Below are 25470 nucleotides of genomic sequence, written 5' to 3'. Positions count from 1 at the left end.
TTGGGAAAATCAAAAGTGGTATTAAATTTGGGGCTTTATAAAAGCAAAACGCCAATCAAGAGTTGGCGTTTGGTACTAGGAATCTAAAGTATGGTTTTAAGGCTGACTAGCTCATTTTAGGAATCACCGTTATCACAGGGACACCTAAGATGTCTTCGATTTCGTCTTTGCGCTTGATTGAAGAATCGAACAGCTCAAACACTATGGCTAGACCAACACCTAACCCGATACCTGCAAAGAATCCAGCCAGAATAAAAATAAAAGTCGGCATATTAGATTTCATACTCGGAGTGAAGGGCAAATCGATAATCTTTACTCGCTTGTTTTGTTCGAAAACGCCCAATGAACCCGTTAATTGAGCCATTTCATAACGCTCTGAAAGTTCATCATAAAGCTGGCGCTTGGTTTCAACTTGTCTATTAAGGCGATACATCTCTTTTGCATTTTCACCGAAGTTATTGGCCTTGTATTCTAGATCAAAGATCATAGAACGAAGGCTTTTTGCCTCTTCAGTTAAAGACTCAAAGCGAGCACGAACGAGTTGTAGACTTTGTAGTTGGGTGACTAAAAGTGGTTGAGTATTCGATAGTGTGTTCCGTGGAGTGCTACTCGCGATGTCCCAAAGTTGGTCACTGTTCATGGTCGGCTGAGTCACTTCTAATAAGGTCGTTCTCTCTTTCTCTAGCCTGTCCAATTCGCGGACTTTGGCCTGAACAGCACTATGTTTATTTGTGTATTTTGCTTGCAGTAATGTTAATTCACTACGAATGTCTATGATCTGGTCTTCTATTCGACCTATTACTGGGTTGGTTTTAGAAAGCTGTTGATCGATAGATCCCAAGCTTTTTTCAACACCGGATAATTCTGCCTCTTTTTCAGCCAGGTTTTGTTTGAGTAATGCTAGGCGGTTTAGACTTTGGCTTTGGACTTCTGGTGTCGATTGCATGTTTTCATTCATGTATAGAGCCAATGCTTCTTCTGCTTTTTCAAGCTCGATACGACGCTTATCGATGTGAATTTTCAAAAAGTTACTTGAATCCTCAATCGAAGAACGTTCAGGCGCCAACAATTGTTCAATGAAATGTTCACTAACTGAGCGAAGGGTTTGTTCCATACCAATTGGAGTGTGAGAGGTTAAACTGATCTTGAGAAAGTCTTTTCCAAGCTGAGTAACTGATAAGCGTTGAGACAAGTCGGTGATGATTTCTTCTTTTTCTAAATCTGGCATATCTGGTGTGGTTAGCTGCAATTCGTCAGCGACTGAATAAAGCACATGTCGACTGTGAAGCAGTGTTCTTAATGCGTTGAGTCGGTCTTTAAGCATGGTTGAAACGGCAATGTCTTCTAAAAATGGATTCATCTTGGCCGTTTCTTGAATCAACATACTGGTATGCGCGTCATACTTGGTCGGGGCTAATTTACTGACCCCAAAGCCTACAAAAGGCAAAATTAGAATAGGCAGTACAATTACGTAGCGCTGGCGCCACATTGCATTCAAGATGGACAATAACCGCAATTTCAGATTATTCATAATAGCTCCAGCATCGAATGAACGAATTTACCGCGGTTCTGCCAGCTGTCTTTCGCGACAACAGATACTGGCGATTTTTCAAAATGACGAGCTTGAACGAGAGCCTCGATCATCTGCCTAGCGCTCTCTACTGATGTTACGTAACTTTTATAAGGTGCTATTGCAGGGAAAGGGGTCGTGACAATTGGCGTTCCTGCTGCGAGGTATTCCATCAACTTCAATGGGCTACACGCGCGGATTTGTTCATTATCAACAAAAGGTAACAGGCTAACATCCCAGTGTTGAGAATAACTTGGCAACTTATGGTGTGGACGAGGGCCTAAGTAGTGAACGTTCTGAAGCTTAGGTAGTGATAATGTATCAAGTTCATTGGGGCCTATGAATACAAAGTCCCATTCGGGCATTGCAGTGGCAACATGCTCAATCATGTCGTAATCAAGCCACTTAGATAGGCTTCCATAAAAACCAGCTATGGGACGATGATTGCTTGGTAAATCTTTTGCTCTTAGTACTGGTGTTGAAAATAGGTTGACGTCTACACCATGTGGTAGCAAGTGTGCTTTATGTTTTGGAAATTTATCCATCAATTTTTTGCTAGCCGAGAATATAAGAGACGCTTTATCGATCAACTCAGATTCGTGTTGCGCTACAGTGTCATGGTCGACGCCAGCCAAGGCGCTAAAATCATCACCGCAGTAGTAAACCACAGATGACTCGCCTAAATGCCCGCACAAATCGACAGCGGTCGGAAGCGAAGTCCATAAGATGGGGGCATGAAGGTTTAATTCAGAAATAATTGGCTTCAACTGGTGTAACATCATTTGCTGAGCTAGCTTTCTCGATAACTTAGAAGCAGGCGCAGGTATGGTCTTTAAATTGATGACCGTGATGTTTCCTTGGTTGGAAGTATCAATGGTGTTTTGGGAATCTAACATGTTTTGAGTAACCGCATTACTTCTACCAATCAGTTTGTTAAAGGCGCGAGTGATGTCTTTAAATGATAGTTTTGGCTGTCTTAGGCCGATAGAGTTCACCCATAATACTTTGTGCTGTTTAGCTAGGTGACGCACTAAATGTTGAGTCGATGAAGGTAGGCCACCAAAGTCTTCACCAAATACGATTAAATCACGCATGGTCACCTCCGCGAGTTTCAAATGAATTGAATACATCAGATTCGGTAATTTCTAGGGACTTAATGTGACCGACGACTTGTGCTGGGTTACCTGCAGCGATTGAAAAGGGTGGAATACTTTTGGTAACCACGCTACCGGCTGCAACAACCGTTCCTTCGCCTATGGTCACGCCGCCTTTAACGGTGACATTGGTGCCGAGCCAAACATCGGGTTCAAGAATAATGTCGCCTATTTGCTGAGGGTCATCACCGTCGCCTCGTGCTCTACGTTTTGCATCAAGTGGGTGACCAGAATATCCAAATAGGAAAGCGCCGCCTGCGATGCGTACATTGTCAGAGATAATGACTTTACCTCCGACAGCAATCGTGGATTGCCAGCCAATGTCCACATTATTACCGATAGACAGTAAAGGGTGTTCCAATCCTTCGTGTAGCTGTGTACAGCCCGAAAATGTCGTGTGGCCTGAGATACGGCAGTTGTCGCCAATCGAAATTTGTACGGGGCCGCTAACGAAAGGGAGGCCACCGTACAAATAGAGACGTTTGCCACATTGAGTGACACGACCTTTGAAAGCCGGTGTCCAGTAGAAGAATCGAGTAAAGCCAGACACCATATTCACGACAAGCTTGTGACCTTGGTATAGGCAGCGATTAAACACTATTGGAGTTGGTAGATCTGCGCTTCTTATATTTTTCAAAATGAAAAACACATTTCTAATTCGAGAATTAGGGTGAAACTTAAGCCAATGTTTGAATTGATTTATAGATACTGACGTCATAATGAAACTCCTCAATTTTGTTATATAGAAGTACTTTCATATACTGTGCCATGTAATAAGTTTCGTGTTTTCAAATGGTTATGAATTTTCCTTTAGATTTTCTCTTTTTGACAGGCAGTTTGAGAGATGTTCGCAATAGCAACAACCAGTGCTGAGAGGATATAAATAGGCCAATTGAAGCCTTGTGTCAGGAAAGTACCAGAGACGATGGTCCCGATTAACCCTGCATATACAGCGTAAGCAGCAGCATTAAGATTTGGGTCTACTGTGTTGGTGGTTTCTGAAAGTTGTTTGAGCGTTGAGCGTATTGTTTTGATCAGCGAGGTAATCAGTATCAAAAATATGGTCAGTCCTAGAAATCCAGTTTCAGCGAGTACGCCGAACCAAGTACTGTGAACAGCATGGTTTAACCCATCCCAGTGGGAACTGTAGAAAAAGTAGTTGGAAAAGAAGTTATCCAAACCGACTCCGGTTAAAGGGTTATCTAGCGCCATCTTAAAGGCAGCTTCCCACGCGTAAATCCGCCCCATCGCAGACTCGTCGACCCCTTGCTCAGCCGCGCCGCCTGATGCTCGATCTGAGATCCCGGCGACGAAGTAAAGACCAATCGATCCTATTGCGCCTAAAGTAATCAGCAGTAATTTTGAACGAATCACTTTAAATGCAAATATCCCGATGACAGCAAGCGAGCCAAGTAGACCACCACGGCTTTGTGTGGCAATGACTGCAGCAAGTAAAAGTACAGTTACACCGACACTGATTATACGCTTTGAAAGTGGAATTCCCGTCGTAACCACTTGGCTGATAGCAAAGGCGAGTGGGAACATAAGCACTAGAGATAGGTCATTCGGGTCGCCTAACATTGAGCCAAAATCACGACCTATTGTTACGCGGCTACCTTCAACTAAGCCAATACCATGGATTGAATTGTTAATTGCGATGCCGGCGACTAATGACCCTGCACAGATAATAGCGGTCGAAGTCTTGACCAAATACTCCGCACTGTTTACTAACCAAACGATAGCAAGGGTCATCACAATTATTTTCCAATACACTCCTTTGAATTCTGCTAAAGCAATAGGCCTGTTAGACGCGAAAGTAATACCAATGAAAACCAATACCCAAAATATGGCAAGCCAATTTAAACACGGGTGCCAGAAGATTTTAAGTTCTTTACTGATGAATGCATGCCAGAGTAGGGCAGACAGGGCGCTTATTGAGAGCATCAGCGGTATTTTTAACGAATAGAGTTGAGGTATCGCTTCGTGAATTCGGAAAAATGAAAAGACAACGAACAGTAAAACTAACCAAAATGTCTTGTTTAAAACGAATAACCCGGCTAATGGCACAAAAGCTAGCGCTACAATTACAGCAGGACGAGGCACAAAGTACCATACAACACCAAGGCAAACACACAAGGTACTGATCGTAATGATGACTGGTAATCTATTGGCTTCAGGGTTAATCATTGTTATCTCTATTCGCAAATAAACTCTTCATGACTCGGCTGGCAAATTTTTTAAGGCGTAGCGATGCCTGATGTTAAATATTGCAAAGCGAGTGCCAATTATGCATTTTTTAAGTTGCTGATTTAAAATCATATTACAGAGGGAGGTGTTAGTTTTGAGTTAAGGTTTTTCATTTTGAGAATCACTATAAAACTGACTAGGATGCCAAATCGTTAAGCCAAAATGACCAATTCCTGACTACGACTCGTTTTAGCGGTCGAGTTGATAGATCTCCAACAGCTGCGGGACAACAGCTTGCGGTGAGTATTGGCTTTTGACGGTTTCTATCGCGTTACTCTTGAGGGAGTCACGTTGTTCGCTTGTTAATGATATCCACAAAGACAAAAACTGTTCTAGCTCGGCTTTTGAATTGGCAAGGTAGCCGTTAACTTGATGCTCGATGAGTTGCGGCAAGTTGCCAACTGAGTTGGCGAGAACGGGAATGCCGCGAATCATGGCTTCTAATGCCGCCATGGGCAAACCTTCAAAGCGAGAAGGGATGATTAACAAATCGATTGTACTCCAGACGTCATCCATGTTGGTTTGGTGTCCATGAAAAGTGACATTACTAGGATATGAGTTTACTAACATATCCATTTCAGGTCCTTCACCAAAAAGGTCAAACTGAATATCGGGAAACTTTTTAGCTAATGCGACAAATCTATCCGGCGCTTTTTCATGGCTTAATCGACCCACAAATCCAACATGGAATAGGCTTGATGAAGTGGAGTTTGTTAATCCGTTTGGAACTTTAACAAAGTTATTCAATTGATAGGTCTTACTCGGTACTTTCGCTTTAATCTTCTCACTGACCACGAGCGACTGATCAGAAAGAAAGCTGCTGTTACGGTCGAGCCAGTCATAAAGCCATACTTTGCCTGTTGGGGTTTCACCTGCGTGGTAAGTAGTGATTTGTTTCGTGTTGTTTAAACGAGGTGGGAGCTTTATTATCTTGCTGACTAAACTGGCTTTGTAACCATGAGCATGTATAAGCCTTGGCTGAAAATGCTCAACAGCACATTTGAGCTGTGTCACGCTATTGTGGCTTGAATTTCCAGAGCATGAGGCTAACTCGGAGAGGTAACTAAAAGGGATGTTCAGCACCTTCAACTTTTCAACGATGATCGCTTCAGGGGAAAATCTAGTTAAAAGAACGATTCGAATAACATCTGAATACTGAGTGCTTTCACATATCAGGCCCTGCGCTAGTTCTAAAACATGCGTTTCTATACCTCCATAAGTTTGGCTGTCGATTAACAGCCAAATCTCTTGGAGGTTTACGTTGAATACGTCTTCCTTAGGCTTGATTGCACTCATCTTCTGATTCCCAAGCCTGTTTCTTACGGTATACCGTAGAAGGGCTAAGTTCTAATAACACAGCAGCGTTTAACACATTTCCATCGCAATGATTGATGGCGTGTTGAATGGCTTCGCGCTCTATCTGCCACATTGGGCGAATACTACCGTTGCTGGTAGTGAAGGCTGGTGTCATTAACTTTGGAACATCTAACAAAGCTGATTGATCATTTGACGTAACAGATTGCTCGTTTGGCGCATCAGCTTGTTCAAGCTCTTCCGGGGTTGTTGATGGTAACTTAGCTTTTGGTGTTTCTACAACAGCAGGTTGGGGGGCCGATGCTCGAATTGGCATTAATGATTTTGAAGTTGTTACTGCATCCATCTTATTAATCGGAGGTGGCAACATATCCATTGTTACACTCGTTTCATTATTCAGCACTACGATATTACGGATGATGTTCTGCAACTGACGCACATTTCCTGGCCACACATAGCGTTTAAGTAGGTTTTGCGTTTCTTTGTCTATTGATTTGAACTTCTTTTTGTCTTGTTTTGCGTAGAGCTTTAAGAAATAATTAGACAGAGTGACAATGTCACTTCCTCTTTCGCGAAGCGGTGGCATCTCAATAGGCACGACGTGAACACGATAGTAAAGGTCTTCTCTAAAACGTCCTTCTTCTACTTCAACCAGTGGATCACGGTTGGTTGCGCAGATAATTCTGACATCTACTTTAATCTCGCGATTACCACCGAGTGGGGTAAACGTACCAGTTTGCAAAAATCGTAAGAGCTTCTTCTGCATCTCCAGTTCCATTTCACAAAGCTCATCGAGAAATAGGGTACCGCCATGCGCCTGCATCGCTGCACCTTTACGGTCGGCCGTCGCACCGGTAAAAGCTCCCTTAACATGGCCGAATATTTCACTTTCAATGAGATCTCGAGGGATAGCGCCACAGTTAATGGTAACGAAGGGCTTGCCGTTACGCTGGCTCTCTTGATGTATGGCCTCCGCACATACTTCTTTACCCGTGCCACTTTCGCCGTTAATAAACACGCTAGCAGTGGTTGGTGCTACTGAGTCAATGATTTTGTAAACCGCCTGCATGGGAAGACAAGAGCCGATGAAGCTATGAAAGCGATCACGATCGAACTTGCTTTGCATGTTATCGACAAGATTTTCAAGTTTCGCTCTTTTTAGATGCAAGCGAACAGATGTTTTGAGTCGATCGGCTTGAATGGGCTTTTCTAAGAAATCTTCAGCACCGCGTTGGATTAGGTCCACCGCTATGTTTACCGAGCCATGTGCTGTTGCAATGATAACGGCGGTTGGTATTTCGTTCGCATTAATCCAATCTAAGACTTCTTCGCCTGGCATGTCGGGCAGCTTAAGGTCGAGGATGACAAGCTGCGGAGAGTGCCTTTCAATGAAGGTCTTAGCTTCCGCGCCAGTTTCGACGTGGAAAATATCGTAGTGCTCGTCTTTTACGTACTGCTTGTAGAGTACGGCAAGTGAGCTGGAGTCTTCAACTAACAATACCTTAGGTCGCATTGTATATTCCTTTTGAAACTTTATCCTAACCAATCAATAACATAGTGATATGTAATCATCAATACGAGTCTTGTGTATTTGTTATCTACCGCATGCGATCTTATAAAAATGGGCGGTATATTTTCCCGAATTGTTTGTCATGCCGGAACTCATCTTAATGGTGACTATATTGATAAACGACTATGTTGAGTTTTGAATTTGATACCGATATGAACACCCAAGGTTAACTAAAGCCAGCATCTTTCCTTTCAAGTAAGGCTTTTATTGAGCGTTTTGCGAGTTCTAGTAATTCGTCAACTTGTAGAAATGCCGCATCATGATTCTGGTTTAAACATTGTTTTTCTAGATCGCGAGCTAACTCACCCAAGGGGCGATTACCTAATGAAAGCGCCGTGCTGCCGAGAGTGTGGACCTCAAGTTCAAGTGCTTGCACGTCTTTTTGAGTGGCAGCATCTTTTATAGCGATTAAGCGTGTTTGTGATTCTTCGACGTAGTGGTCGATCAAGATCGGGATGATATCCGCACTTGTATCTCGAATCATTTGCTCCAGAACACTTTCATCGACAAGATTGCTAACTTCTTGTGAGCTGATATCTGCGGGTGTGTCTGAAGCCAAATTAGAGTTCATCAAACTAAGTCCTTTTGTTGAGCCTTTTATCCATGCATACTATTAAGTACTAGTCATTTTCTAAAATAATTTCAACTGGTTGCCGTAAAAATAGAGTAATTAATTGTCATATCATTCATCTTGCTACTGTGTTTGTGATATGGTTAACGTACTGATTTTATTTTATTTTTTATTATGAAATATAAGCTTAGGTGCCTATATGAAGTGAGGTGCTCGAAAATTTCAGGAGAGACTAGGGTGATCCAAATAAAAAAGACCACTGCAGTTAAATAACAACAGCGGTCTTAGAGCGGGTTAAGTGAGTTGGATTAGATAAAAATAACCACTAATCGAACTAGGAAGCCTTATCAATCTTTGGCTTTAGGTCGGCCTCTACCTCTTCCTCGCTACTTTCAGAGAAGATATCAGCAACAGCGCTTCTCTCTAGTTCACCTTTTAGATTACCGTCTTCATCAACAACTGGAAGAGAATAGTCACAAGACATAGTGTCAGGTAACACTTCTTCAATCACAGCATCAGGCAAAATGGCAGGAACTTCTTCGTATATCTCTTCACTGAAGTCATGCACTGATGCATCTTCAACGGCGTCTTGTAAGCTCTCTTGCGTAACTAAGCCTTGGTAGCCATCGTCCGTTACGTGATAAGCGTAATCGTTTTTCAGCATCTTCATTTGCGCGAGAGCACCTTCGATCGTTTCTGAGGTGATTCGGTAAAGAGGCGGCTGCATGACGGTTTCAACGGTCAATGCACGAGCGCGGTTTACGTCTTTAACAAACGCTTCCACGTAATCATCGGCTGGATTCAGCAAAATTTCATGTGGTGTGCCTTGTTGTACTAATTCACCGTCTTTCAAAATCGCAATTCTGTCGCCTAGGCGGAGTGCTTCATCTAAATCGTGAGTGATGAAAACAATCGTCTTATGAAGTTTCTCTTGAAGTTCAATAAGCTGATCTTGCATTTCACTTCGGATCAAAGGGTCGAGTGCCGAGAAGGCTTCGTCCATTAACAAGATTTCAGCGTTGGTACACAAAGCGCGAGAAAGGCCAACACGTTGTTGCTGACCACCAGAAAGTTGGGCAGGGTATTGCTTGCCATAACCTTTCAAGCCTACTGTTTCTAACCATTCATTGGCTTTTGCTAAACGTTCTTCTTTTTTGATGCCTTGTACTTCCAATCCATACGCAACGTTTTCAACCACAGTGCGATGTGGCATTAAGCCAAAGCGTTGGAATACCATCGACATTTTATGGCGACGGAACTCTTCTAACTGTTTGGTGTTCAGGCTCATTACGTCTATGCCTTCAACCATAATCTTACCTTGAGTCGGGTCGATTAGACGGTTGAAGTGACGAATTAGAGTCGATTTACCCGAGCCAGAAAGCCCCATGATAACGAAGATTTCGCCACGGTTTATCTCGAGGTTAATCTCTTTCAAACCAACGGTATGACCCGTATCTGCGAGAATCTGGTCTTTGTGTTCACCGTTCTGAACTCGGTTGATAACAGACATTGGTTTTGGTCCAAACACTTTGTATAGACCACTAATTTCAATCAATGGTTTAGTCATGCTTGAATCCTCCTAAATGCGCATTGGTTCTTTTTGCATACGCTTGTGAAGCGCGATCAAAAAGTATAGCAAGGGCAACAATGGCAAAACCATTCATCAAGCCTAATGTGAAGTATTGGTTTGTAATGGATTTAAGAACCGGTTGGCCTAGGCCTTTCACACCAATCATGGACGCGATAACAACCATAGAAAGTGCCATCATGATCGTTTGGTTTATACCCGCCATGATCGTTGGCATCGCTAGTGGAAGTTGAACGCCCCATAAGCGTTGCTTTTTACTCGCGCCAAATGCGGTAGCGGCTTCAAGCACTTCTTTATCGACTAAGCGTATGCCTAGGTTAGTTAAACGAATTACAGGTGGAATCGCGTAGATAACTACGGCGATCAGCCCTGGAATCTTACCAATGCCGAGTAGCATGACGACTGGAATCAAGTAAACAAATGCAGGCATGGTTTGCATGATATCAAGCATCGGTGTAACGATAGATTGCGCTCGGTTTGAGCGGGCCATCGCAATACCGATCGGAATGCCTAAGAATATCGAAACCAAGGTACACACAGTAATGATACTGAGCGTCCGCATGGTGTCTTCCCACATTCCAAAGTAACCAATGAGAAGCAGCGAAACGACACAGCCTAAAGCCAGTTTCCAAGAACGACTTGCTGCGTAGACAAGGCTTGTGCAAGCGGCGAGGACAATAATCCAAGGTGTAGAGATGAGTAGTTTTTCAAACCAAACAAGGAATGAAAGAAGAGGGTCAAAGAGAGATTCAATCATTTCACCGTATTCACGGGAAAATTCACGGTATGCGCCATCTAGCGTCTTTTTAATGGTTCGTAAATCAGCGCGTTCCATCTCTGGAAAGCTTGATAACCAATTGCTGTCGGCCATTTTATATCCTTATAGTTCGGAGCCACTTGTCCATGCGATAAGAAAATCGGCAATGAAAAGGGCTCCGAATCATGAATAACATCAAGTATAGCGACGTTATTTCTGTTCTATTGTTGAAGCGTAATTACTTGTTATTTAGTTAAGTAATTACAGCTCAGCTTCAACTTTCTCAGCCACTTCTTCAGAAACCCATGGGTGCCATACTTCTGGGAATTCACTCAAGAAATGAAGACTCGCTTCCTCACCATCAGCTTGGTTGTCTTCCATCCAAGCAAGTAGCGAGTTCATTTTGTCGTTTGTGAAACCACGTTTAGTAAAGTAGTCGTAAGCTTCAGGTGCACGTGACGCAAAACTTTCAGTGGTAATCGTGTGAACAGGTGAAGGCGGGTACATGGTCGCTTTTGGCGATTCACAACCTTCTTTGGTGGTACAGTTAAGGAACTCTTCCTCATTAATGCCACTGCCAAAGTCGACTTTAACCATGTCGTATTTACCTAGAACAGCGGTTGGTGCCCAGTAGTAACCAAACCAAGCTTCTTCACGTTCATAAGCTTTTGCGATAGAGCCAGATAAACCGGCACTCGAGCCTGGATCAACAATCGTGAAACCACTGTTTTCTAGCTCAAGAGCGTTAAACAGGTTTCCGGCGCTGATCTGACAGTTCCAGCCTGCAGGGCAGCTGTAGAATGCAGATGTATCTGGGTCTTCAGGGTGTTTGAATAAGCTAGCGTTCTTGCGTACGCCTTCGATGGTTGCCATTTCAGGGTATTGTTTAACTAGGTAAGCCGGAACCCAAAAACCTTCTTCGCCGCCGTTCACAAGTGCTTTACCTGCGTAGCGAAGACGTTTTTCTTCAACACCTTTATCTAATGCGTCTTTTAAGCTGTTGCTCCAAAGTTCAGGTGCAACATCAGGCTGGCCTTTTTCGATCATAGACGTGCCTGTTGGCATAGTATCGCCAGGGATAAGTTCAGCATCACACCCATAACCATGTTCAAGGATGAATTGGTCAATATTGGCGATCAGTGTTGCAGAGTTCCAGTTCATATCTGCAATTGTTACGCTGCCACATTCTCCAGCGTTAGCATTACCGCTGGCTGCTGCTACTAACAAAAATACGGAGCTTAACTTGTATTTCATATTGAGTTTCCTTTCTCTTTAATATTACAACCAAGGTAAATTGATTATCTAAATTGATCGATGGTGATCCTTTCCGTGTATTTGAACCATTTGAGCAGAAGGAGGGATGGGGGAAGTTTGAATAGATAAACGTGCAAAGTCAGTGAAGTTTGATTTGCCAATTCATCCACTGTGTTTCAACAGCCATCGGATAACTTTGTCAAACTATTACAAATTCGTCAAAAACCACCTCTATTTATAATCTTAGGGAATAATCGTACGAATTCCATCTTTGATACTGTTTACATGGCACTTTAACTGTCTCTGTCACATTACCGATAAAGTTAGACGTGTGACTGTTGATTTCTTGAGAGATTTGAAGGTGATAAGAACGATATTTTTTATATGAAATTGATTGAGTATTCTTCAAAGTCTTGTGTCTTTCGATAATTAGCCAAAAAACAGCTTTATTAGAGCTATTGAACTAAGTTCAATAACATAGATCGCTGTCAGGGTTTTAATGACAGCCATAAATAAACACAAGAAACTTACATTGGCAGGTTCAAAAATTCGTTTTGATACAGTTTTTTTGCCAAGCTATCGCGCCACTTAGAAGGTATAAATTTCAATCGATTGAGTTGCCTTATGAGCTCTTGCGCAAAGCTAGGTGTTTGTTTCATATTCATCACACAACCCATTAAGTTGATACTTTGCGCATCAAGCAGCTTTTTCGCTTGCTCTAAGTGGTGACTTGATGTTTCACCATAAGCGACAACCAAAAGTGTGCTGTCACACCCACTCGCAACAGACTGCGCAGGGACATTCCGTTTGTTAGTGTGGAGAAGCGGCGAAGTATCGATTATAACTCTATCGTATTTTTCTAACCATTTATGCACTATGTTTTGCAGCGTTGCCGGATCTTTATAAGCGAGCTGTGTTGATGCCACCTGAGGAGCAGGGACACCAATGAACAGACGTTTAGACTCAACATGTTCTATTAACTGCCCCTGTTGATTGTCTTCTAACATATTTAAATCTTTGAAAGCCGGGTTGTATAAATTGAGGTCAACATAAAGCGCAGAGTGCCCGGCAAGAAGAAAACGTTCCGCTAATGCTGTTGCGACAGACGTTACACCGTCACCTGAATGGCAGGCGGTCACGCATATTGACTTTTGGCCGTTAAGTTCAGACGTTAGATACAGTTGTTCCATCTCTGCTTGAATTGCTGAAATAGCCATTACAAAGCTCCTATTAGGACTATGGTTGTCGTTAGGCGAAGTATGTCTTCTAAGCCCACACGAGCTTTTTCCATAAAGCTCTCTCGTCTATCTGGGATGTAAATTGTGTCACCGGCACGTAGAACCGGTAAGTTGTAGATGTTGGCGGTTTTGCTGAACTCAACAAGGTCGAAGGTACGAGCTTGGCCTTGGCAGCAAGACATGTTCACAATGGTAATTTTCTCTACATAAGCATTTTCAGTAGGGCCGGAGGCCTCTGCCAAGATATCCAAAATCGTCATGTTGTCATTGAACACATATCGACCCGGATTATTAATTGCGCCAAGCACACGAACCGTTTTTTCTTTTGGTGTGTCTAACCAATTTTTATCTTTTTCCGGGATATAGATAGTATCGCCGGCAGTTACGTTTGGTAGGATGGATTCATCACCAGTTTCGAAATAGAGAGATAAGTTTAATTTGCTCACTTTAGAGTAGGTCTTATCTCTGTGTGTTACGCGAATATTGTGAATGTCGGCGTCTTTAGTTGGTCCATCTGACGCTGACAATATATCTAGAAAGTGCATGTCTTTTGTAAATCGGTACCGGCCTGGTGAACGAACTTGGCCAAACACGTAAATTGATGCATCTGAGCTTTGACGCACCCATTGAGACTTGTTGTCTGAAGGATCTTGAGGTAAGTCGTGTACGCGCACAATTGAGCCTGCACGGATGAAGGGCAGTTGGTCACGCGGAGCTCCAGTTTTAATAAATTCGTCTAAGTCGAAAACCACTAGCTTTCTTCCTGTAACCACTTCTATTTTTTTGGTATCGGCACGCAGTGTTGGTCCTCCAACATGAGCAAGTAAGCCCATGAAATCCATTTCATCTGACCATTCAATACGTCCCGGTCGAACAACTTCACCAATAACATTTACAGCTCTATCCGGCGAGATCTTTAGCCATGATTTTTCGTTCATGTCTGTTTTCTCTGGAACGAAAATCGCGTCTCCAGCCTTGATGCTAGGAGGGTTAGAGTTAGGTAAACCTTCTGTGTATGCCGCTAAATCAAATTTAACTACTCTGCCGTCGGCTTTGAGTACGCGGATTTGTCGTGACTCAGCGAATCGAGTCGGGCCGCCCGCATTAGCAAGGATATCCATAAAGGTGGCGCCTCTTTTACCTTCAAAAGCACCCGGAGAAGCGACTTCGCCCATTACGTAAACCATATTCGCACCAGACTTAATCTCTTCTTCTTGCTTCGGTACGAAAATAGTCGCCCCGGGACGTAAAGTTGGAAGTAGACTTTCGTCACCAGAATCTAAGTAACGTTTAAGATTGAATAGCGCTGGTGTGTTGTTTGAAATTACACGGATTTGCTCAACACTGGCATAACGAGTCACGCCTCCAGAACGCATTAATACGTCGACGAGGTCGGTGTTTTCTTTATAAGTGAATGAGCCTGGTGCGTTTACTTCACCAAACACTTTGATTGAATTACGAGAGTCAGCACTGTCACCGGAGTTCGCAAGCTTCGCAGCGTCAAACTCTTGCTCGATATTGCCTACTAATGGGGAAGCAGGCACAAACAGTGAATCCAATGATTGCAAAGCGGGGAGTGTTGATTCATCACCTGAATCTAGGAAACGTTTGTAGTTGAATTCTACCTTGTCAGCACCCCGCTTAAGAATAAGCTTGTCGAGTTGTGCCCCTGGACGTAAGCCGCCCGCAGCGTATAGCGCCATTTGGATACTAGAACCCAATGCGAGTGTGTATTCGCCAGGTTGTTGTACATATCCTTGAACATAGATAATGATTTGCTGTTCTTTTACGTATACTGAAGCGTTTGAAAGATCTTTATAAGCGTTAGCCAGTGACTCTAAAACGACTTTGTTAAGCTGCTCACTGTCATAACCTGCCACAAATACAGCGCCAACTTCAGGAAGGGTAATACGGCCACGTTTATCAACTTGGAACCCAGTATTTAAAGTACTTTCTCCGGGAACGTTGACTTGGATAAGATCACCGACTTGAACAGTATCAGAGAATTCTTCGCTAGCATTTACGACATTCGAAAAGCATAGCGATAAGGCGATGAAAAAAGCGAACAATAATTTCATAGCCTACCTCCCATTTTCTCGGCATTTTTAGTCGAGATAACTTCTATGCTGACTCGACGATTAGTTAAACGCGTACCGTCTGATTCGCCTTTAAACAGAGGGACTGTTCCACCAACAGAGACAGCTTTGATTCGTTGAGCACTCAAGCCAAAAATAGTCAGGTAGCGTTCAACTTGCTTGGCACGCCCAAGCGCTAAGTCATCGTTATATTCTTCAGTACCGGTATCATCGGTATGGCCTGTAACAACTAGGTCTAAAGACTTGTGTTCTTTGAGTAGCGCAGTCGCTTCTGCCAATCTTCCCATGTACTTGGGATTGACTTCGATAGAGTCTTCTGCGAATTGATTATCAACATTAAGTAGGTCATACAACTGTTCGATAACTGACAATTGTATTCTAAATTGGTCCTCATTTGTTGGTGGCTCGCAATGGGCTTGTGAGGTCACGTAGTCTAGTTGGGCTTCAAGCTCGTTCAGGCGTTTTCTTTGGATCATTAGGTCGTTGGCTGCATCTAGAAGTAAACCGCCTTGAAGTTCACGTGCAATACGACTTTGCTTTTCAATCGCTTGTACTACGGCAGCCGGGAAACACCATCGAGCACCTTCTTGAATCAATGCATCGAGATGTAATTTAGCTAGTTGCCAATCAAAACGCAATCCATGTTCTGGACCAAGAGGTTCGTCTGGCATGACTGGAGAAATATCTGAGTTTTGATAATTGATAGCATTGTAACTTTTACCTAACCCTCCAGTGCCTTGTTCAGGGTAGCTAGTGCAGCCACCGAGAACCAGAGCAGACAGAGATAAGGCTATGTAGTTTTTTTGTATTTTCATGCCAACGTCCTATGTTTTTACTTTTTATTATTATTTGTTACTTCTAGCTTAGTGGACCTTCATGAATTTGTAGGATTTTTTGAATTTACTGGGATAGCATGGCCAATACGGAGTAAGTTCATTATTTCAAGAGGCTGGCCGGACACATTTTCGAGTCGCATGTTGCGTTCGCGCTCGGTTAAACGCTTGAACATGTAGACAATTGCACCAACACCAGATGAATCTAAAAATTCAACTTGGCTAAAATCAACTTCGATTACAGGGTGGCCATCGTTTGAAATCACATCATCTATATCAGCTTGGGCTTCGCGACTACCTGCTGCGTCTAAATTACCGGAGATAGAAAGTGTTAGCGTCGTTGTATTCAAATCAATCTTACGTAGTTCCATAGCGTTATCTCCTTTGATGTCTGTATGGACAGCTGCACTGAATGTGCCAACTTCCATATTTTTATTTTTCAATAGCTTAACTTTATGTTTTATCTTTATCTCATATTGAGAACGGCCGTTTCTCAATATGAGAACTAAAAATGGATGTACTTTTGAGATGTACAAGTCTTTAATTTCGTGAATGAAAATTGAAAATAAATAAGATTGGCGTGTGGGTCGCATCTTCTGGTATAGATCTTCTATTTGTACGATGGAACGCTTAGGCTTAAGGGAATTATTAATACGGAGTAAATGATGAGATTAACTAAACTGGCTATAGCAACTCTATGGGCGTGTTCGCTTTCTTCTCATTCATTCTATCTACCGTCAGAACACTTGGTATTGGCAAACACATATCAGCAAGGTATTGATGTGACCGAATACTGGAAGAGTGAGAAGTTAGATGGGATTCGGGCTCTATGGGACGGTAAGCACCTCTATACTCGCAATGGAAATCGCATCTACTCACCAAAGTGGTTTACCACAAATTTGCCTAAGGTACACCTCGAAGGGGAATTGTGGGCGGGGAGAGGCAAGTTTCATCTAGTTCAATCTACCGTGCTCGATCATACGCCTAATGATACGGCATGGCGCCAAATAGACTTCATGCTGTTTGATATGCCAGGAGCTGCCGGTGATTATCAAAAACGTTATTACAATATTTTGCATTTGGTAAGTATGATTGACGAAGCTCATATCAGTTACATAGAGCATTTACCAATTCTTAATGAAGATGCATTGTTCCATCAGCTCGACAATGTTGATGAGCGAAACGGTGAAGGTTTGATGCTTAGGAAAATTAGTAGTCGTTATCAAGCAGGGAGAAGTAATGACTTGTTAAAACTAAAAAGGCATCACGATGCAGAAGCAACGGTCATTGGTTACAAAGGCGGAACAGGAAAGTACAAGGGAATGATGGGCTCTATACTGGTTCACACAGAAGAGGGGGGTGAGTTCTATATTGGTAGTGGGTTCAGTGATCAAATGAGGCTCGCACCACCCGAGATCGGCAGTCGTATTACTTTTCGCTACAATGGCTTTACTCAAAACGGGAAACCAAAGTTTGCCCGCTTTGTTCGTGAGAAGAGTGAATATTAAAACAAATAAAATCTATCTGGCCAGTAGTCAGTATGACTAAATAATACGCCTGCTAATAAACGAAAAAGAACCCTGGAAATCAGGGCTCATTTTGTATTCAATATCAGGTATACCTGCTTAGCAAGTGCGAATCTAACGAGAACTATACTCCAACTGAACATCGTCATCTTGTTTATGCATCCAATGAAGGCGCATACCAAGCATAATCGCAGCTGAAGATAGACCAATAATGAAGCCAACCCAGAAACCGTGTGCCCCCAAACGCTCAACAATCCAATCTGTCATCCCTAAGATGTAGCCGATAGGAAGACCAAGCAACCAGTAAGCCACAAAAGTAATGTTGAAGATCGAGCGCATGTCTTTGTAGCCACGTAAAGCACCTGCAGCGATAACTTGAATGGCGTCGGTACATTGATAAACCGCCGCGAACAACAGCAATTGCATTGCGACCGTAATTACCGCGGTATTCTCTGTGTACAGTAATGAAACCTGCTCTCTGAACAATGCTGTTAATGTTGCTGTCATTAATGCGGTGACTAAACCAACGATGACACCCACGCGTGTCGCGATCTTTGCACCTTCAGTGTTATTTTCACCCAGCTTATGGCCGACACGAATACTCACGGCAGCGCCAATACTCATCGGAATCATGAAGACTAGCGAAGAGAAGTTGATCGCGACTTGGTGCGCGGCAACAATCAATGAGCCGAGTGGGGCAACCAACAAGGAAACAACCGCAAACAAGGTTACTTCGAAGAAGATAGCGGCTGCGACTGGGAAACCAAGTTTAAACAGGCGAATTTGAGCTTTAAGTTGAGGCTTATGGAACGTACCGAAGATGTTTATTTTCGCTAAACGTTTTGAAGTTAAAACGTAAGCGAATAGCAGTGTAAACATCACCCAATATACGATAGCCGTTGCAACGCCACAGCCAACACCACCCAATGCAGGAGCACCAAGCTTTCCGTAAACGAACATCCAGTTAAGCGGGATGTTTAATAGTAAGCCGATAAAACCAATCACCATTGCAGGCTTAGTTAAAGACATACCATCGGTAAAGCTTCTCAAGGTTTGGAACAGCAAAAAAGCAGGCACAGCAAACATCACCGCATTCATATAGCCGATGGTCTTTTCTGCCATGAGTTGTTCTATGTCCATCCACTCCAATATCAATTGTGTCTGAAAAAGTACGCTAATGATTGGAAGAGAGATGACGAGCGCTAAAAATGCGCCTTGTTGAATTTCAAATGGAATTTTTACTTGTCGACCAGAACCATTCAGTTGTGCAACGACAGGAACCAACGCCATCAATAGACCGACACCAAATAATATTGATGGTAGCCAGATACTTGCTGCAATCGAAACCGCCGCCATATCGATAGCACTTACGCCACCGGCCATTACGGTATCAACAAAACCCATTCCAGTTTGTGCAACAGATGCGATCAATACTGGGGTCGCAAGTTTGATTAGATTAAAGGATTCTTCTTTGTAACGATGCACAAACAACTCCAAATGAGAGGGAAAATTAGAATAATAGTGTAGTAAAGGACATTCTAAAGAAATCAGAGACAATGATCTTAAGCTTCCACTGGACGAATCATAAATAAATGTCACAATAACTGCTATGAAAAACTGTTACTAAAATGCTAAATAGGAATCTTATGTTTACAGGTATCGTTCAAGGTATGGCAACACTGGTTGCTATAAACAAAAAAGAGTCGTTTCAAAATCATACCATTGAGCTAAGTGACGAAATCGTTGAAGGATTAGCAATTGGTGCTTCATTAGCTCATAACGGTTGTTGCTTAACGGTAACGGAAATTTCAGGTAACCAGATTGCTTTTGATTTAATGCAATCGACATTGCGATTGACGAACTTAGGCCAACTTAATGTTGGTGACAAAGTAAATGTTGAGCGTGCAGCAAAGTTTGGTGACGAAATTGGTGGGCATAGCATGTCTGGCCATATTACTCTGATGGCTAACTTGGTTGAAGTGATTAAGACTGAGAACAACCGTACGCTTTGGTTCGAACTACCGCAAGAATCAATGAAGTATGTGTTGAGCAAGGGTTACATTGGCGTTGACGGTTGTTCATTGACGATTGGTGAAGTAAAAGAGAACCGTTTCTCTGTTCACTTGATTCCAGAAACGTTGAATCGTACTCTTTTTGGCGGCCGTAAAGTGGGCGACCAAGTAAACATTGAGTTTGATCCTCAAACACAGGCTATTGTTGATACCGTTGAACGCGTACTAGCAAATCAAAAATAACCTGAACGAAAAGGCTCATGGGGTGAGCAATGATCCGCTCCAGAAGTTTGGACACTGAGTTAAGTGAGTACAATCACTAACGATGTGAACATGACAACTAATAAAACACGAATCAAACATACTCCTGAATTTAAAACCGAAGCGCTTAAACATAAAAAATCCGTGTGCATGGAATACACTCGGATTTTGACACCTTGGAAGGATCGTTCAACCGAACATTTAAGTCTTAACTAATCGGCATTACACATCAGGTGCTCTTTTTTGATAGTGGCTGAACCGAAAAATGATTGGTCAGAAAACCTGTTCATCGTCTGCATCAATCGAGAGATAAATTTTGTCTCTCACTTCATCCACCTGCATGTCTAGATGGATAGCATTGCAACACGCGGGACAATCTTCGTAGAAGTCTTGATTACCATTGGAAGCGTCGAGCGTTATGCTAATGGCATGCCCACAATGAGGGCAAGAGACATGTTTCTCGGTGTATTTATGCATGGCGAATTCTCCTCAAAGTAGTTGATATCAATCGTAGTAGCTTATATCGAACGTCGTAACTTGTATCATTCTAGTAAACAGCTGTTATTGGTATTAAACGGCCTGTATCTTCTGAATGCACGCCTCAGTTTGTGCTAAATAATCGCCGCCAAATTGATTGCAATGGTTAAGAAGATGGTACAAGTTATAAATGTCTTTCCGATCAGTATAGCCAGAGTCAAGTGGGTGGACGCTTTGATAGCCTTCATAAAATTCTTTGGGGAATCCATCGAACAATTCGGTTAGCGCTAAGTCACATTCATGGTCACCCCAGTAACAAGCAGGGTCGTAACAGATCGGTCCAAAAGCCGAATTTGCTACATTGTCATGCCAGAGATCACCATGAAGTAAAGATGGACGAGGGTTGTGACCTGCAAGACGCATATTAATTACATCAACGATGTCGTCGATGTCACCGAATTCTATACCTTTTTCTTTTAGTAACTGAAGTTGGAAGCCGATACGCTGCTCAGAAAAAAATCGCCCCCATTTCTTATGCCAATGGTTAGGTTGAAGTGTACTTCCGATATAGTTGTCTTGGTCGTAGCCGAACTCCTTTTGCTCACCCCACAGATGAAGGCGAGCAAGCTGAACCCCGAAATCAAAACTATTATTACCCGTTTCAAGTGGCTTAATTGGCAAATAATTGAGAATAATGAAAGAGCAGCCTTTGGTTTTACCAAAGAGTACCAGTTCAGGAACATAAACGGTGGAGGTCTCTCTTAACAAACGCAAGTTTTCAGCTTCAATTTCAAACTTAGGTAAAAATTCTCGCTGGTTAACTTTGACAAAGTAACGTTCATTACCATCGCTGATCATATAGCAATCGTCAATGCCTCCCCCAGAAACCTTAATACGTTCAGTAATCTGAAAGTTAAATAAAAGAGTATCTGAAAGTTGTTGAGAAATGGCCTGCCACATAGGAAATCCTCAAAGGCTGAAAGTTAAAAGATTCAAGTTTAGAAATACTGTTTGTTTATTAGCAATAGTTTAGGATAAATCTGAGTAATTTATAAACGCACTCGTCAATGTTCTTATCTCTGATTCACCTTATGCCGAGTCAATTACTCAATTTGTGAACTTAAACTGATTCAAGATCTTTGAAATACAAACAGAAATTACCAATCAAACGTCATAAATTGTTTGGAACTGGTATCACAGTCGAAACGGTTTTGAGACATTAAAACTGGAAAGTCGAGGGAGCTTGTTATGGCCTGCGCACCAACATAAATGAGCTTTAAAGAAAGTTGAAAGGGCTATTGTTAACTAGAACAGTAAACTAATTAAAAGTTTGTTTTAGCCTTTGCTAGGCTTGGATTTACTAGTCTCTGAAGGCGGGCAGGTGTGAAACATAGCGTTATATGGATTTAAATTTAAGCTGAAATAATAACTAGGATCATTTTAATGCGGTTTTTGGTAATAAACTGATGACAAACCGCTTTATTTACATAGTATTAAGCAAGTACGTATTAATCTGCTCTTGAGCTTAAAACGGAGATTTATTGTGGTTGTAGAAACCGATGGCTATTTGGCTCTCATCGAGCACTTATCATTTAATCTGGATGTCTTTACCAATAATAATGGCGATATAGGTAATGAGTGTGTTGAAGACATTATCACTGACATGATTTCGACAAGCATCATGGCAATGTTTGAGCAAAATCCAGAATTGCATTCGAGTGTTCGTTTTCAACTTTTGAAAGAAGCCGATGCTGTGGTAGCCGATTTAGGTGAAGTGTTAGCGGGTGTTTGGGCTAAGAAAGCGACCAACGAGCAAATTGTATTTCTAGATGAGTATATCGCGCTAGTGAAGAACCTGTTTGACACTGCTGTCGCTAAGTACGACTAACTGTTTGTCCATTTACTCGCGCTAGTCCATTGACCACAATGATCTAGGCGTTTAAGCAGCACCTTAAAAGTGACTTTGTTTAGCGGTTAATCTATTAAGCTGTTATAAACGCCTAAAGTGCCAAAACTTAGACGCCCAATAAGGGTTATCTAACCTCGATATAATGACACCTTTCGATGTCGAAGCATGTAGGAATTGATTATTTCCTAAATACACACCTACGTGTCGTACCGTTATCGAAGTTTTGAAAAACACCAAATCGCCACTTGTTGCCTGTTCATACGCAATTTCTTTTCCCTTTTTAATCTGATCTTTTGTGGTTCTCGGTAGGGCTTGTTGTGTCGCATTTTGCACGGCGATTTGAACAAAAGCGGAACAATCTACGCCTCGAAATGATGTCCCACCAAAATGATATGGCACACCTTTCCACTGTTCATATACATTCATATAAGCATTGGTAGTCAATTGTTCTGACTTTGATAAGGTTTTTTGAGCGGTTTGACTAAGCTGAGAAGGGGGTTGAGTCGAGCTACAAGCAGCCAATGTTGCCAAAGTTATTGGAACTATAGCCATTTTTCTGAATTTCATATGTAACTCTTCTGCCAAAAAAATGAAATATAAACGTCATCAAGGAATTCTAGTATACCGACTAACTTTAGGATATCTCTTTTCGTAGTTAAACTGGATTTAACATGATTGACAAAAATTTAACAACAAAACCCTCAAGCTATACATTCTCGCTCATTCAAACTGTCACCGCTGTATTTATTTCCATTCTTGTACTCGTTAGTTTTTTATCAATGGTTAGTATTCGGGGAGTTGAACGGGTAGGGGGACATTTTGATGTACTTTCAGAACAAGCATTGCCCCTCGCATTACACAATGCTCAATTAACACAAAGCGTGTTAGAGCTGGTGAAACTTCTTACTTACAGCACCCAATCAACCGATCTAAATACGCTTAACGCGACTCGTATTTCAATCGACGAGTTGCTCGCCGACAGTAACAAGACGCTAGAGGAACTCCTTTTTATATCCCAATCTTTTCCTGACGCGATTTCTGTTGAACAAAAGCAAAACTTAGCCGAGAACATGGCGAACTTACAATTGATGGCTAGCCAAGTGTTGTCGTCTCAAATTGAAATTCAGAATAAACAAAACCTTATCGATAGACAAGTCTCCGAGTTCCGCTATGGCGTGAGTTCCATCGGCCCTGAAATGAACCGTATCAGTTCTTTCCTTGTTCAGAACAATCCAGAAGCCTCCGATGCGGCTAACCGATTCACAGCGAGTGCTTCTGCAATGGCGAACACTTTCCTAATGTTGATGATGCAATCGGACTTAGAAAAAGCGCAAGACGAATACAGAGAGCTTCGAAATCGAATTGCAGGCATTAACCTCGCGTATGACGACTTTTCTGAATGGCATCCGGACATCGTTGAGTTCGCAAGCTTAACGGCACCTTATGAGATGGTTCAATCTGGCTTCGCAGACAGCGGTGTATTGAAACAAATCCTGCAAAAGCTAGAACTTGCCGAGCAACAAGAGGCTGACCTAGCTAAAGTCATTAAGCTGGCCAACACCGTAATAGGTATCTTAAATCAACTGTCGAATACCGCTTCCATTTTAATTGATGAAAGCGAGTTTGTGGTTAATCAGACAATAGCGACGATAGACCGAGTACTGTTTATTAGTGGCTTAGTGATCGCAATGATCATTATCACATCATGGTTAGTGCTGCGTAGTTGGATGAATAAAGGCTTGAAAAACATTACACGCCAGTTAACGTCACTCGCAGAGCATGACTTCTCGAAACAGAGCGACTTGTTTGGCCCACTCGAGCTACAAGTCATCAGCTCTAAACTTAATACGGTTGTCGGTTCGACTGCGGATTCTATACGTTTAGTTACTCGAAACTGTGAAACTCTTTATCAGACCGCGGAAGTCAGTCACGACGCTGCAGAGCAAACCAACTTAAGTCTGCATGAACAGAACGAATCTTTACAGAATATGATCACCACGATCACACAACTTGAAGCGTCCATTGGCGAAATCGCTCGTATATCAAACGCATCGAATGATGATGCTCAAGTCGCAGAAGATGAGTCAGTGAGTGGTAGTCAAGTTATTGGTTTAAACCAAGAGCGCTTACAAGCGTTAGAACATTCTTTGAACATGAACGAACAGTCGATGGCTGACCTTGATGGACGAGTGAAGCAAATTCGTGAAATGGTCGACATGATCAGTGGTATTGCAGAAAACACCAATCTGTTGGCATTGAATGCGGCAATAGAAGCAGCGCGAGCGGGAGAACAGGGCCGCGGTTTTGCGGTAGTCGCAGATGAAGTAAGGAAATTAGCGAGTGGCACATCCCAACAAACCACCAATATCCGAAACATGATGAATGAGCTGGTGGCTGCGGCGGATCGTTCTCGTACGTCGGTTACTGAATCACGAGCCGAAATGGCGAACGCACTTCAAGCTAGCGGTGATGTGAAGCAAGCTTTTGAGAAGATTGAAGTTGCAGTTAACCAGATTAAAGGCCGTGTCGAGCAAATTATGGTCGCAACTGAGCAACAGGCTCGTGCAACTGTTGATGTGACACACTCAATCACGCGCGTATCCGAGCAGGGAGAAAACACCAAGCTGCAACTTGAATCTATGATTGAAAGCTCTGAGCAAGTGGGTGAAATCGCAGGTCATCAACAAGCGATGCTTCATAAGTACCAATTCGACACAGAGAAATAGCCTTGCTGTTTAACACACTTAGCGCAGTCACAAGGTGCCTCGCCTAAACGATTAAAGATACGAGAATACAAAAAACAAAAAAAACAAAAAGGCAGAGTTCACGCTCTGCCTTTTTACTTGGTGCGCCGAGCATGGCGTTGATCTAGGAGGTGAAAGTCCTCTACGGGCTCAGTCGAGCGAGAACCGTTAGCCTATGCAAGGGTGTTCACCGTGAGGTGAAATCTGAAGGAAGCAAATGGCAAAACTTGGTTGTGACGAACAGAAATCTGATAGTAGGCCATTACAACTTGGGCAACCTAGCCATAGATAGAATAGTCCAATGCCTCGACGGGAAGTGTGTAGTGGTAAATCAGGCACAGCCAAGGGA

The 25470-nt window shown here is 42.6% G+C and carries 22 protein-coding genes; 4 read left to right on the top strand and 18 right to left on the bottom strand.

All coding sequences use genetic code 11. The features are described 5' to 3' along the window. Positions 1–106: 106 nt before the first annotated feature. The 14 genes from L1D11_RS14075 to L1D11_RS14010 form a co-directional block, all read right to left on the bottom strand. Entirely contained in the window at positions 107–1531 is a 1425-nt protein-coding gene (locus L1D11_RS14075; RefSeq protein WP_239834191.1) for a Wzz/FepE/Etk N-terminal domain-containing protein, read from the bottom strand. Continuing rightward, the gene (locus L1D11_RS14070) at positions 1528–2664 is read right to left on the bottom strand and encodes a glycosyltransferase (RefSeq protein ID WP_239834192.1); all 1137 of its coding nucleotides are present in this window, start codon (positions 2662–2664) and stop codon (positions 1528–1530) included. Before L1D11_RS14070 ends, L1D11_RS14075 begins: the two co-directional genes overlap by 4 nt. Beyond that, the gene (locus L1D11_RS14065) at positions 2657–3442 is read right to left on the bottom strand and encodes an acyltransferase (RefSeq protein WP_239834193.1); all 786 of its coding nucleotides are present in this window, start codon (positions 3440–3442) and stop codon (positions 2657–2659) included. Before L1D11_RS14065 ends, L1D11_RS14070 begins: the two co-directional genes overlap by 8 nt. A 92-nt stretch (positions 3443–3534) precedes the next feature. Then, positions 3535–4911 carry an O-antigen ligase family protein gene (locus L1D11_RS14060; RefSeq protein WP_239834194.1) on the bottom strand — a complete coding sequence of 459 codons (1377 nt, stop codon included), beginning with the start codon at positions 4909–4911 and terminating at the stop codon, positions 3535–3537. Positions 4912–5160: 249 nt separating this feature from the next. Further along, the gene (locus L1D11_RS14055; protein ID WP_239834195.1) at positions 5161–6267 is read right to left on the bottom strand and encodes a glycosyltransferase family 4 protein; all 1107 of its coding nucleotides are present in this window, start codon (positions 6265–6267) and stop codon (positions 5161–5163) included. Continuing rightward, on the bottom strand, positions 6248–7798 hold the full coding sequence (locus L1D11_RS14050; protein ID WP_239834196.1) for a sigma-54 dependent transcriptional regulator: 1551 nt from the start codon (positions 7796–7798) through the stop codon (positions 6248–6250). The genes L1D11_RS14055 and L1D11_RS14050 overlap by 20 nt, the downstream gene beginning before the upstream one ends. A gap of 223 nt (positions 7799–8021) precedes the next feature. Further along, positions 8022–8426, bottom strand: coding sequence for an Hpt domain-containing protein (locus L1D11_RS14045; protein WP_239834197.1), 405 nt, complete (start codon positions 8424–8426; stop codon positions 8022–8024). A gap of 334 nt (positions 8427–8760) precedes the next feature. Further along, entirely contained in the window at positions 8761–9993 is a 1233-nt protein-coding gene (locus L1D11_RS14040; protein ID WP_239832445.1) for a glycine betaine/L-proline ABC transporter ATP-binding protein, read from the bottom strand. Continuing rightward, complete coding sequence (locus tag L1D11_RS14035; RefSeq protein ID WP_239832446.1) at positions 9986–10885, bottom strand: proline/glycine betaine ABC transporter permease; 900 nt, start codon at positions 10883–10885, stop codon at positions 9986–9988. The genes L1D11_RS14040 and L1D11_RS14035 overlap by 8 nt, the downstream gene beginning before the upstream one ends. A 147-nt stretch (positions 10886–11032) precedes the next feature. Continuing rightward, complete coding sequence (locus tag L1D11_RS14030) at positions 11033–12025, bottom strand: ABC transporter substrate-binding protein (RefSeq protein WP_239832447.1); 993 nt, start codon at positions 12023–12025, stop codon at positions 11033–11035. Positions 12026–12552: 527 nt separating this feature from the next. Then, positions 12553–13242 (bottom strand): chromosome partitioning protein ParA, encoded by a 690-nt coding sequence (locus tag L1D11_RS14025; protein WP_239832448.1) that lies wholly within the window; start codon positions 13240–13242, stop codon positions 12553–12555. Continuing rightward, entirely contained in the window at positions 13242–15341 is a 2100-nt protein-coding gene (locus L1D11_RS14020; RefSeq protein ID WP_239862592.1) for an SLBB domain-containing protein, read from the bottom strand. The genes L1D11_RS14025 and L1D11_RS14020 overlap by 1 nt, the downstream gene beginning before the upstream one ends. Beyond that, a complete protein-coding gene (locus tag L1D11_RS14015) occupies positions 15338–16174 on the bottom strand; it encodes an OmpA family protein (protein ID WP_239862590.1) in 837 nt (278 codons plus the stop codon). The genes L1D11_RS14020 and L1D11_RS14015 overlap by 4 nt, the downstream gene beginning before the upstream one ends. 59 nt (positions 16175–16233) lie before the next feature. Beyond that, a complete protein-coding gene (locus tag L1D11_RS14010; RefSeq protein WP_239862588.1) occupies positions 16234–16563 on the bottom strand; it encodes an STAS domain-containing protein in 330 nt (109 codons plus the stop codon). 291 nt (positions 16564–16854) lie between these two features. On the opposite strand from L1D11_RS14010, the gene L1D11_RS14005 reads away from it, so the two are divergent. Then, entirely contained in the window at positions 16855–17700 is an 846-nt protein-coding gene (locus tag L1D11_RS14005) for a DNA ligase (protein WP_345779309.1), read from the top strand. Positions 17701–17832: 132 nt separating this feature from the next. On the opposite strand, the gene L1D11_RS14000 is transcribed toward L1D11_RS14005, so the two are convergent. Next, entirely contained in the window at positions 17833–19203 is a 1371-nt protein-coding gene (locus L1D11_RS14000; RefSeq protein ID WP_239862584.1) for an MATE family efflux transporter, read from the bottom strand. 161 nt (positions 19204–19364) lie between these two features. Between L1D11_RS14000 and L1D11_RS13995 the strand changes: the two genes are divergently transcribed. Next, positions 19365–19973 carry a riboflavin synthase subunit alpha gene (locus tag L1D11_RS13995; RefSeq protein ID WP_239832453.1) on the top strand — a complete coding sequence of 203 codons (609 nt, stop codon included), beginning with the start codon at positions 19365–19367 and terminating at the stop codon, positions 19971–19973. A 291-nt stretch (positions 19974–20264) separates the two neighbouring features. Here the strand turns inward: L1D11_RS13995 and L1D11_RS13990 are convergent, their stop codons facing one another. Together L1D11_RS13990 and L1D11_RS13985 are read right to left on the bottom strand one after the other, a co-directional pair. Then, positions 20265–20468, bottom strand: a complete 204-nt coding sequence (locus tag L1D11_RS13990) for a CPXCG motif-containing cysteine-rich protein (protein ID WP_239832454.1) — start codon at positions 20466–20468, stop codon at positions 20265–20267. A gap of 93 nt (positions 20469–20561) precedes the next feature. Further along, positions 20562–21428 carry a fructosamine kinase family protein gene (locus tag L1D11_RS13985; RefSeq protein WP_239832455.1) on the bottom strand — a complete coding sequence of 289 codons (867 nt, stop codon included), beginning with the start codon at positions 21426–21428 and terminating at the stop codon, positions 20562–20564. Positions 21429–22011: 583 nt separating this feature from the next. Here L1D11_RS13985 and L1D11_RS13980 point away from each other — a divergent pair. Further along, positions 22012–22356: a DUF3802 family protein gene (locus tag L1D11_RS13980; RefSeq protein WP_239832456.1), complete on the top strand. Its 345-nt coding sequence runs from the start codon at positions 22012–22014 to the stop codon at positions 22354–22356. Positions 22357–22458: 102 nt separating this feature from the next. Here the strand turns inward: L1D11_RS13980 and L1D11_RS13975 are convergent, their stop codons facing one another. Beyond that, positions 22459–22944 carry an NlpC/P60 family protein gene (locus L1D11_RS13975; protein WP_239862582.1) on the bottom strand — a complete coding sequence of 162 codons (486 nt, stop codon included), beginning with the start codon at positions 22942–22944 and terminating at the stop codon, positions 22459–22461. Between the two features lie 104 nt (positions 22945–23048). Between L1D11_RS13975 and L1D11_RS13970 the strand changes: the two genes are divergently transcribed. Continuing rightward, complete coding sequence (locus tag L1D11_RS13970) at positions 23049–25103, top strand: methyl-accepting chemotaxis protein (protein WP_239862580.1); 2055 nt, start codon at positions 23049–23051, stop codon at positions 25101–25103. The last annotated feature ends 367 nt before the right edge of the window (positions 25104–25470 follow it).

Source organism: Vibrio sp. Isolate32, assembly GCF_022397955.1.
GTDB lineage: Bacteria > Pseudomonadota > Gammaproteobacteria > Enterobacterales > Vibrionaceae > Vibrio.
The sequence above is the reverse complement of the archived record's forward strand: the minus strand, read 5'-3'. Positions and strand labels throughout refer to the sequence as shown.

What these genes read in the sequence shown, in the direction of transcription:
- L1D11_RS14075 (WP_239834191.1), bottom strand. Translation starts at nt 1,531, where the DNA reads ATGAATAATCTGAAATTGCGGTTATTGTCCATCTTGAATGCAATGTGG.
- L1D11_RS14070 (WP_239834192.1), bottom strand. Translation starts at nt 2,664, where the DNA reads ATGCGTGATTTAATCGTATTTGGTGAAGACTTTGGTGGCCTACCTTCA.
- L1D11_RS14065 (WP_239834193.1), bottom strand. Translation starts at nt 3,442, where the DNA reads ATGACGTCAGTATCTATAAATCAATTCAAACATTGGCTTAAGTTTCAC.
- L1D11_RS14060 (WP_239834194.1), bottom strand. Translation starts at nt 4,911, where the DNA reads ATGATTAACCCTGAAGCCAATAGATTACCAGTCATCATTACGATCAGT.
- L1D11_RS14055 (WP_239834195.1), bottom strand. Translation starts at nt 6,267, where the DNA reads ATGAGTGCAATCAAGCCTAAGGAAGACGTATTCAACGTAAACCTCCAA.
- L1D11_RS14050 (WP_239834196.1), bottom strand. Translation starts at nt 7,798, where the DNA reads ATGCGACCTAAGGTATTGTTAGTTGAAGACTCCAGCTCACTTGCCGTA.
- L1D11_RS14045 (WP_239834197.1), bottom strand. Translation starts at nt 8,426, where the DNA reads ATGAACTCTAATTTGGCTTCAGACACACCCGCAGATATCAGCTCACAA.
- L1D11_RS14040 (WP_239832445.1), bottom strand. Translation starts at nt 9,993, where the DNA reads ATGACTAAACCATTGATTGAAATTAGTGGTCTATACAAAGTGTTTGGA.
- L1D11_RS14035 (WP_239832446.1), bottom strand. Translation starts at nt 10,885, where the DNA reads ATGGCCGACAGCAATTGGTTATCAAGCTTTCCAGAGATGGAACGCGCT.
- L1D11_RS14030 (WP_239832447.1), bottom strand. Translation starts at nt 12,025, where the DNA reads ATGAAATACAAGTTAAGCTCCGTATTTTTGTTAGTAGCAGCAGCCAGC.
- L1D11_RS14025 (WP_239832448.1), bottom strand. Translation starts at nt 13,242, where the DNA reads ATGGCTATTTCAGCAATTCAAGCAGAGATGGAACAACTGTATCTAACG.
- L1D11_RS14020 (WP_239862592.1), bottom strand. Translation starts at nt 15,341, where the DNA reads ATGAAATTATTGTTCGCTTTTTTCATCGCCTTATCGCTATGCTTTTCG.
- L1D11_RS14015 (WP_239862590.1), bottom strand. Translation starts at nt 16,174, where the DNA reads ATGAAAATACAAAAAAACTACATAGCCTTATCTCTGTCTGCTCTGGTT.
- L1D11_RS14010 (WP_239862588.1), bottom strand. Translation starts at nt 16,563, where the DNA reads ATGGAACTACGTAAGATTGATTTGAATACAACGACGCTAACACTTTCT.
- L1D11_RS14005 (WP_345779309.1), top strand. Translation starts at nt 16,855, where the DNA reads ATGATGAGATTAACTAAACTGGCTATAGCAACTCTATGGGCGTGTTCG.
- L1D11_RS13995 (WP_239832453.1), top strand. Translation starts at nt 19,365, where the DNA reads ATGTTTACAGGTATCGTTCAAGGTATGGCAACACTGGTTGCTATAAAC.
- L1D11_RS13990 (WP_239832454.1), bottom strand. Translation starts at nt 20,468, where the DNA reads ATGCATAAATACACCGAGAAACATGTCTCTTGCCCTCATTGTGGGCAT.
- L1D11_RS13985 (WP_239832455.1), bottom strand. Translation starts at nt 21,428, where the DNA reads ATGTGGCAGGCCATTTCTCAACAACTTTCAGATACTCTTTTATTTAAC.
- L1D11_RS13975 (WP_239862582.1), bottom strand. Translation starts at nt 22,944, where the DNA reads ATGAAATTCAGAAAAATGGCTATAGTTCCAATAACTTTGGCAACATTG.
- L1D11_RS13970 (WP_239862580.1), top strand. Translation starts at nt 23,049, where the DNA reads ATGATTGACAAAAATTTAACAACAAAACCCTCAAGCTATACATTCTCG.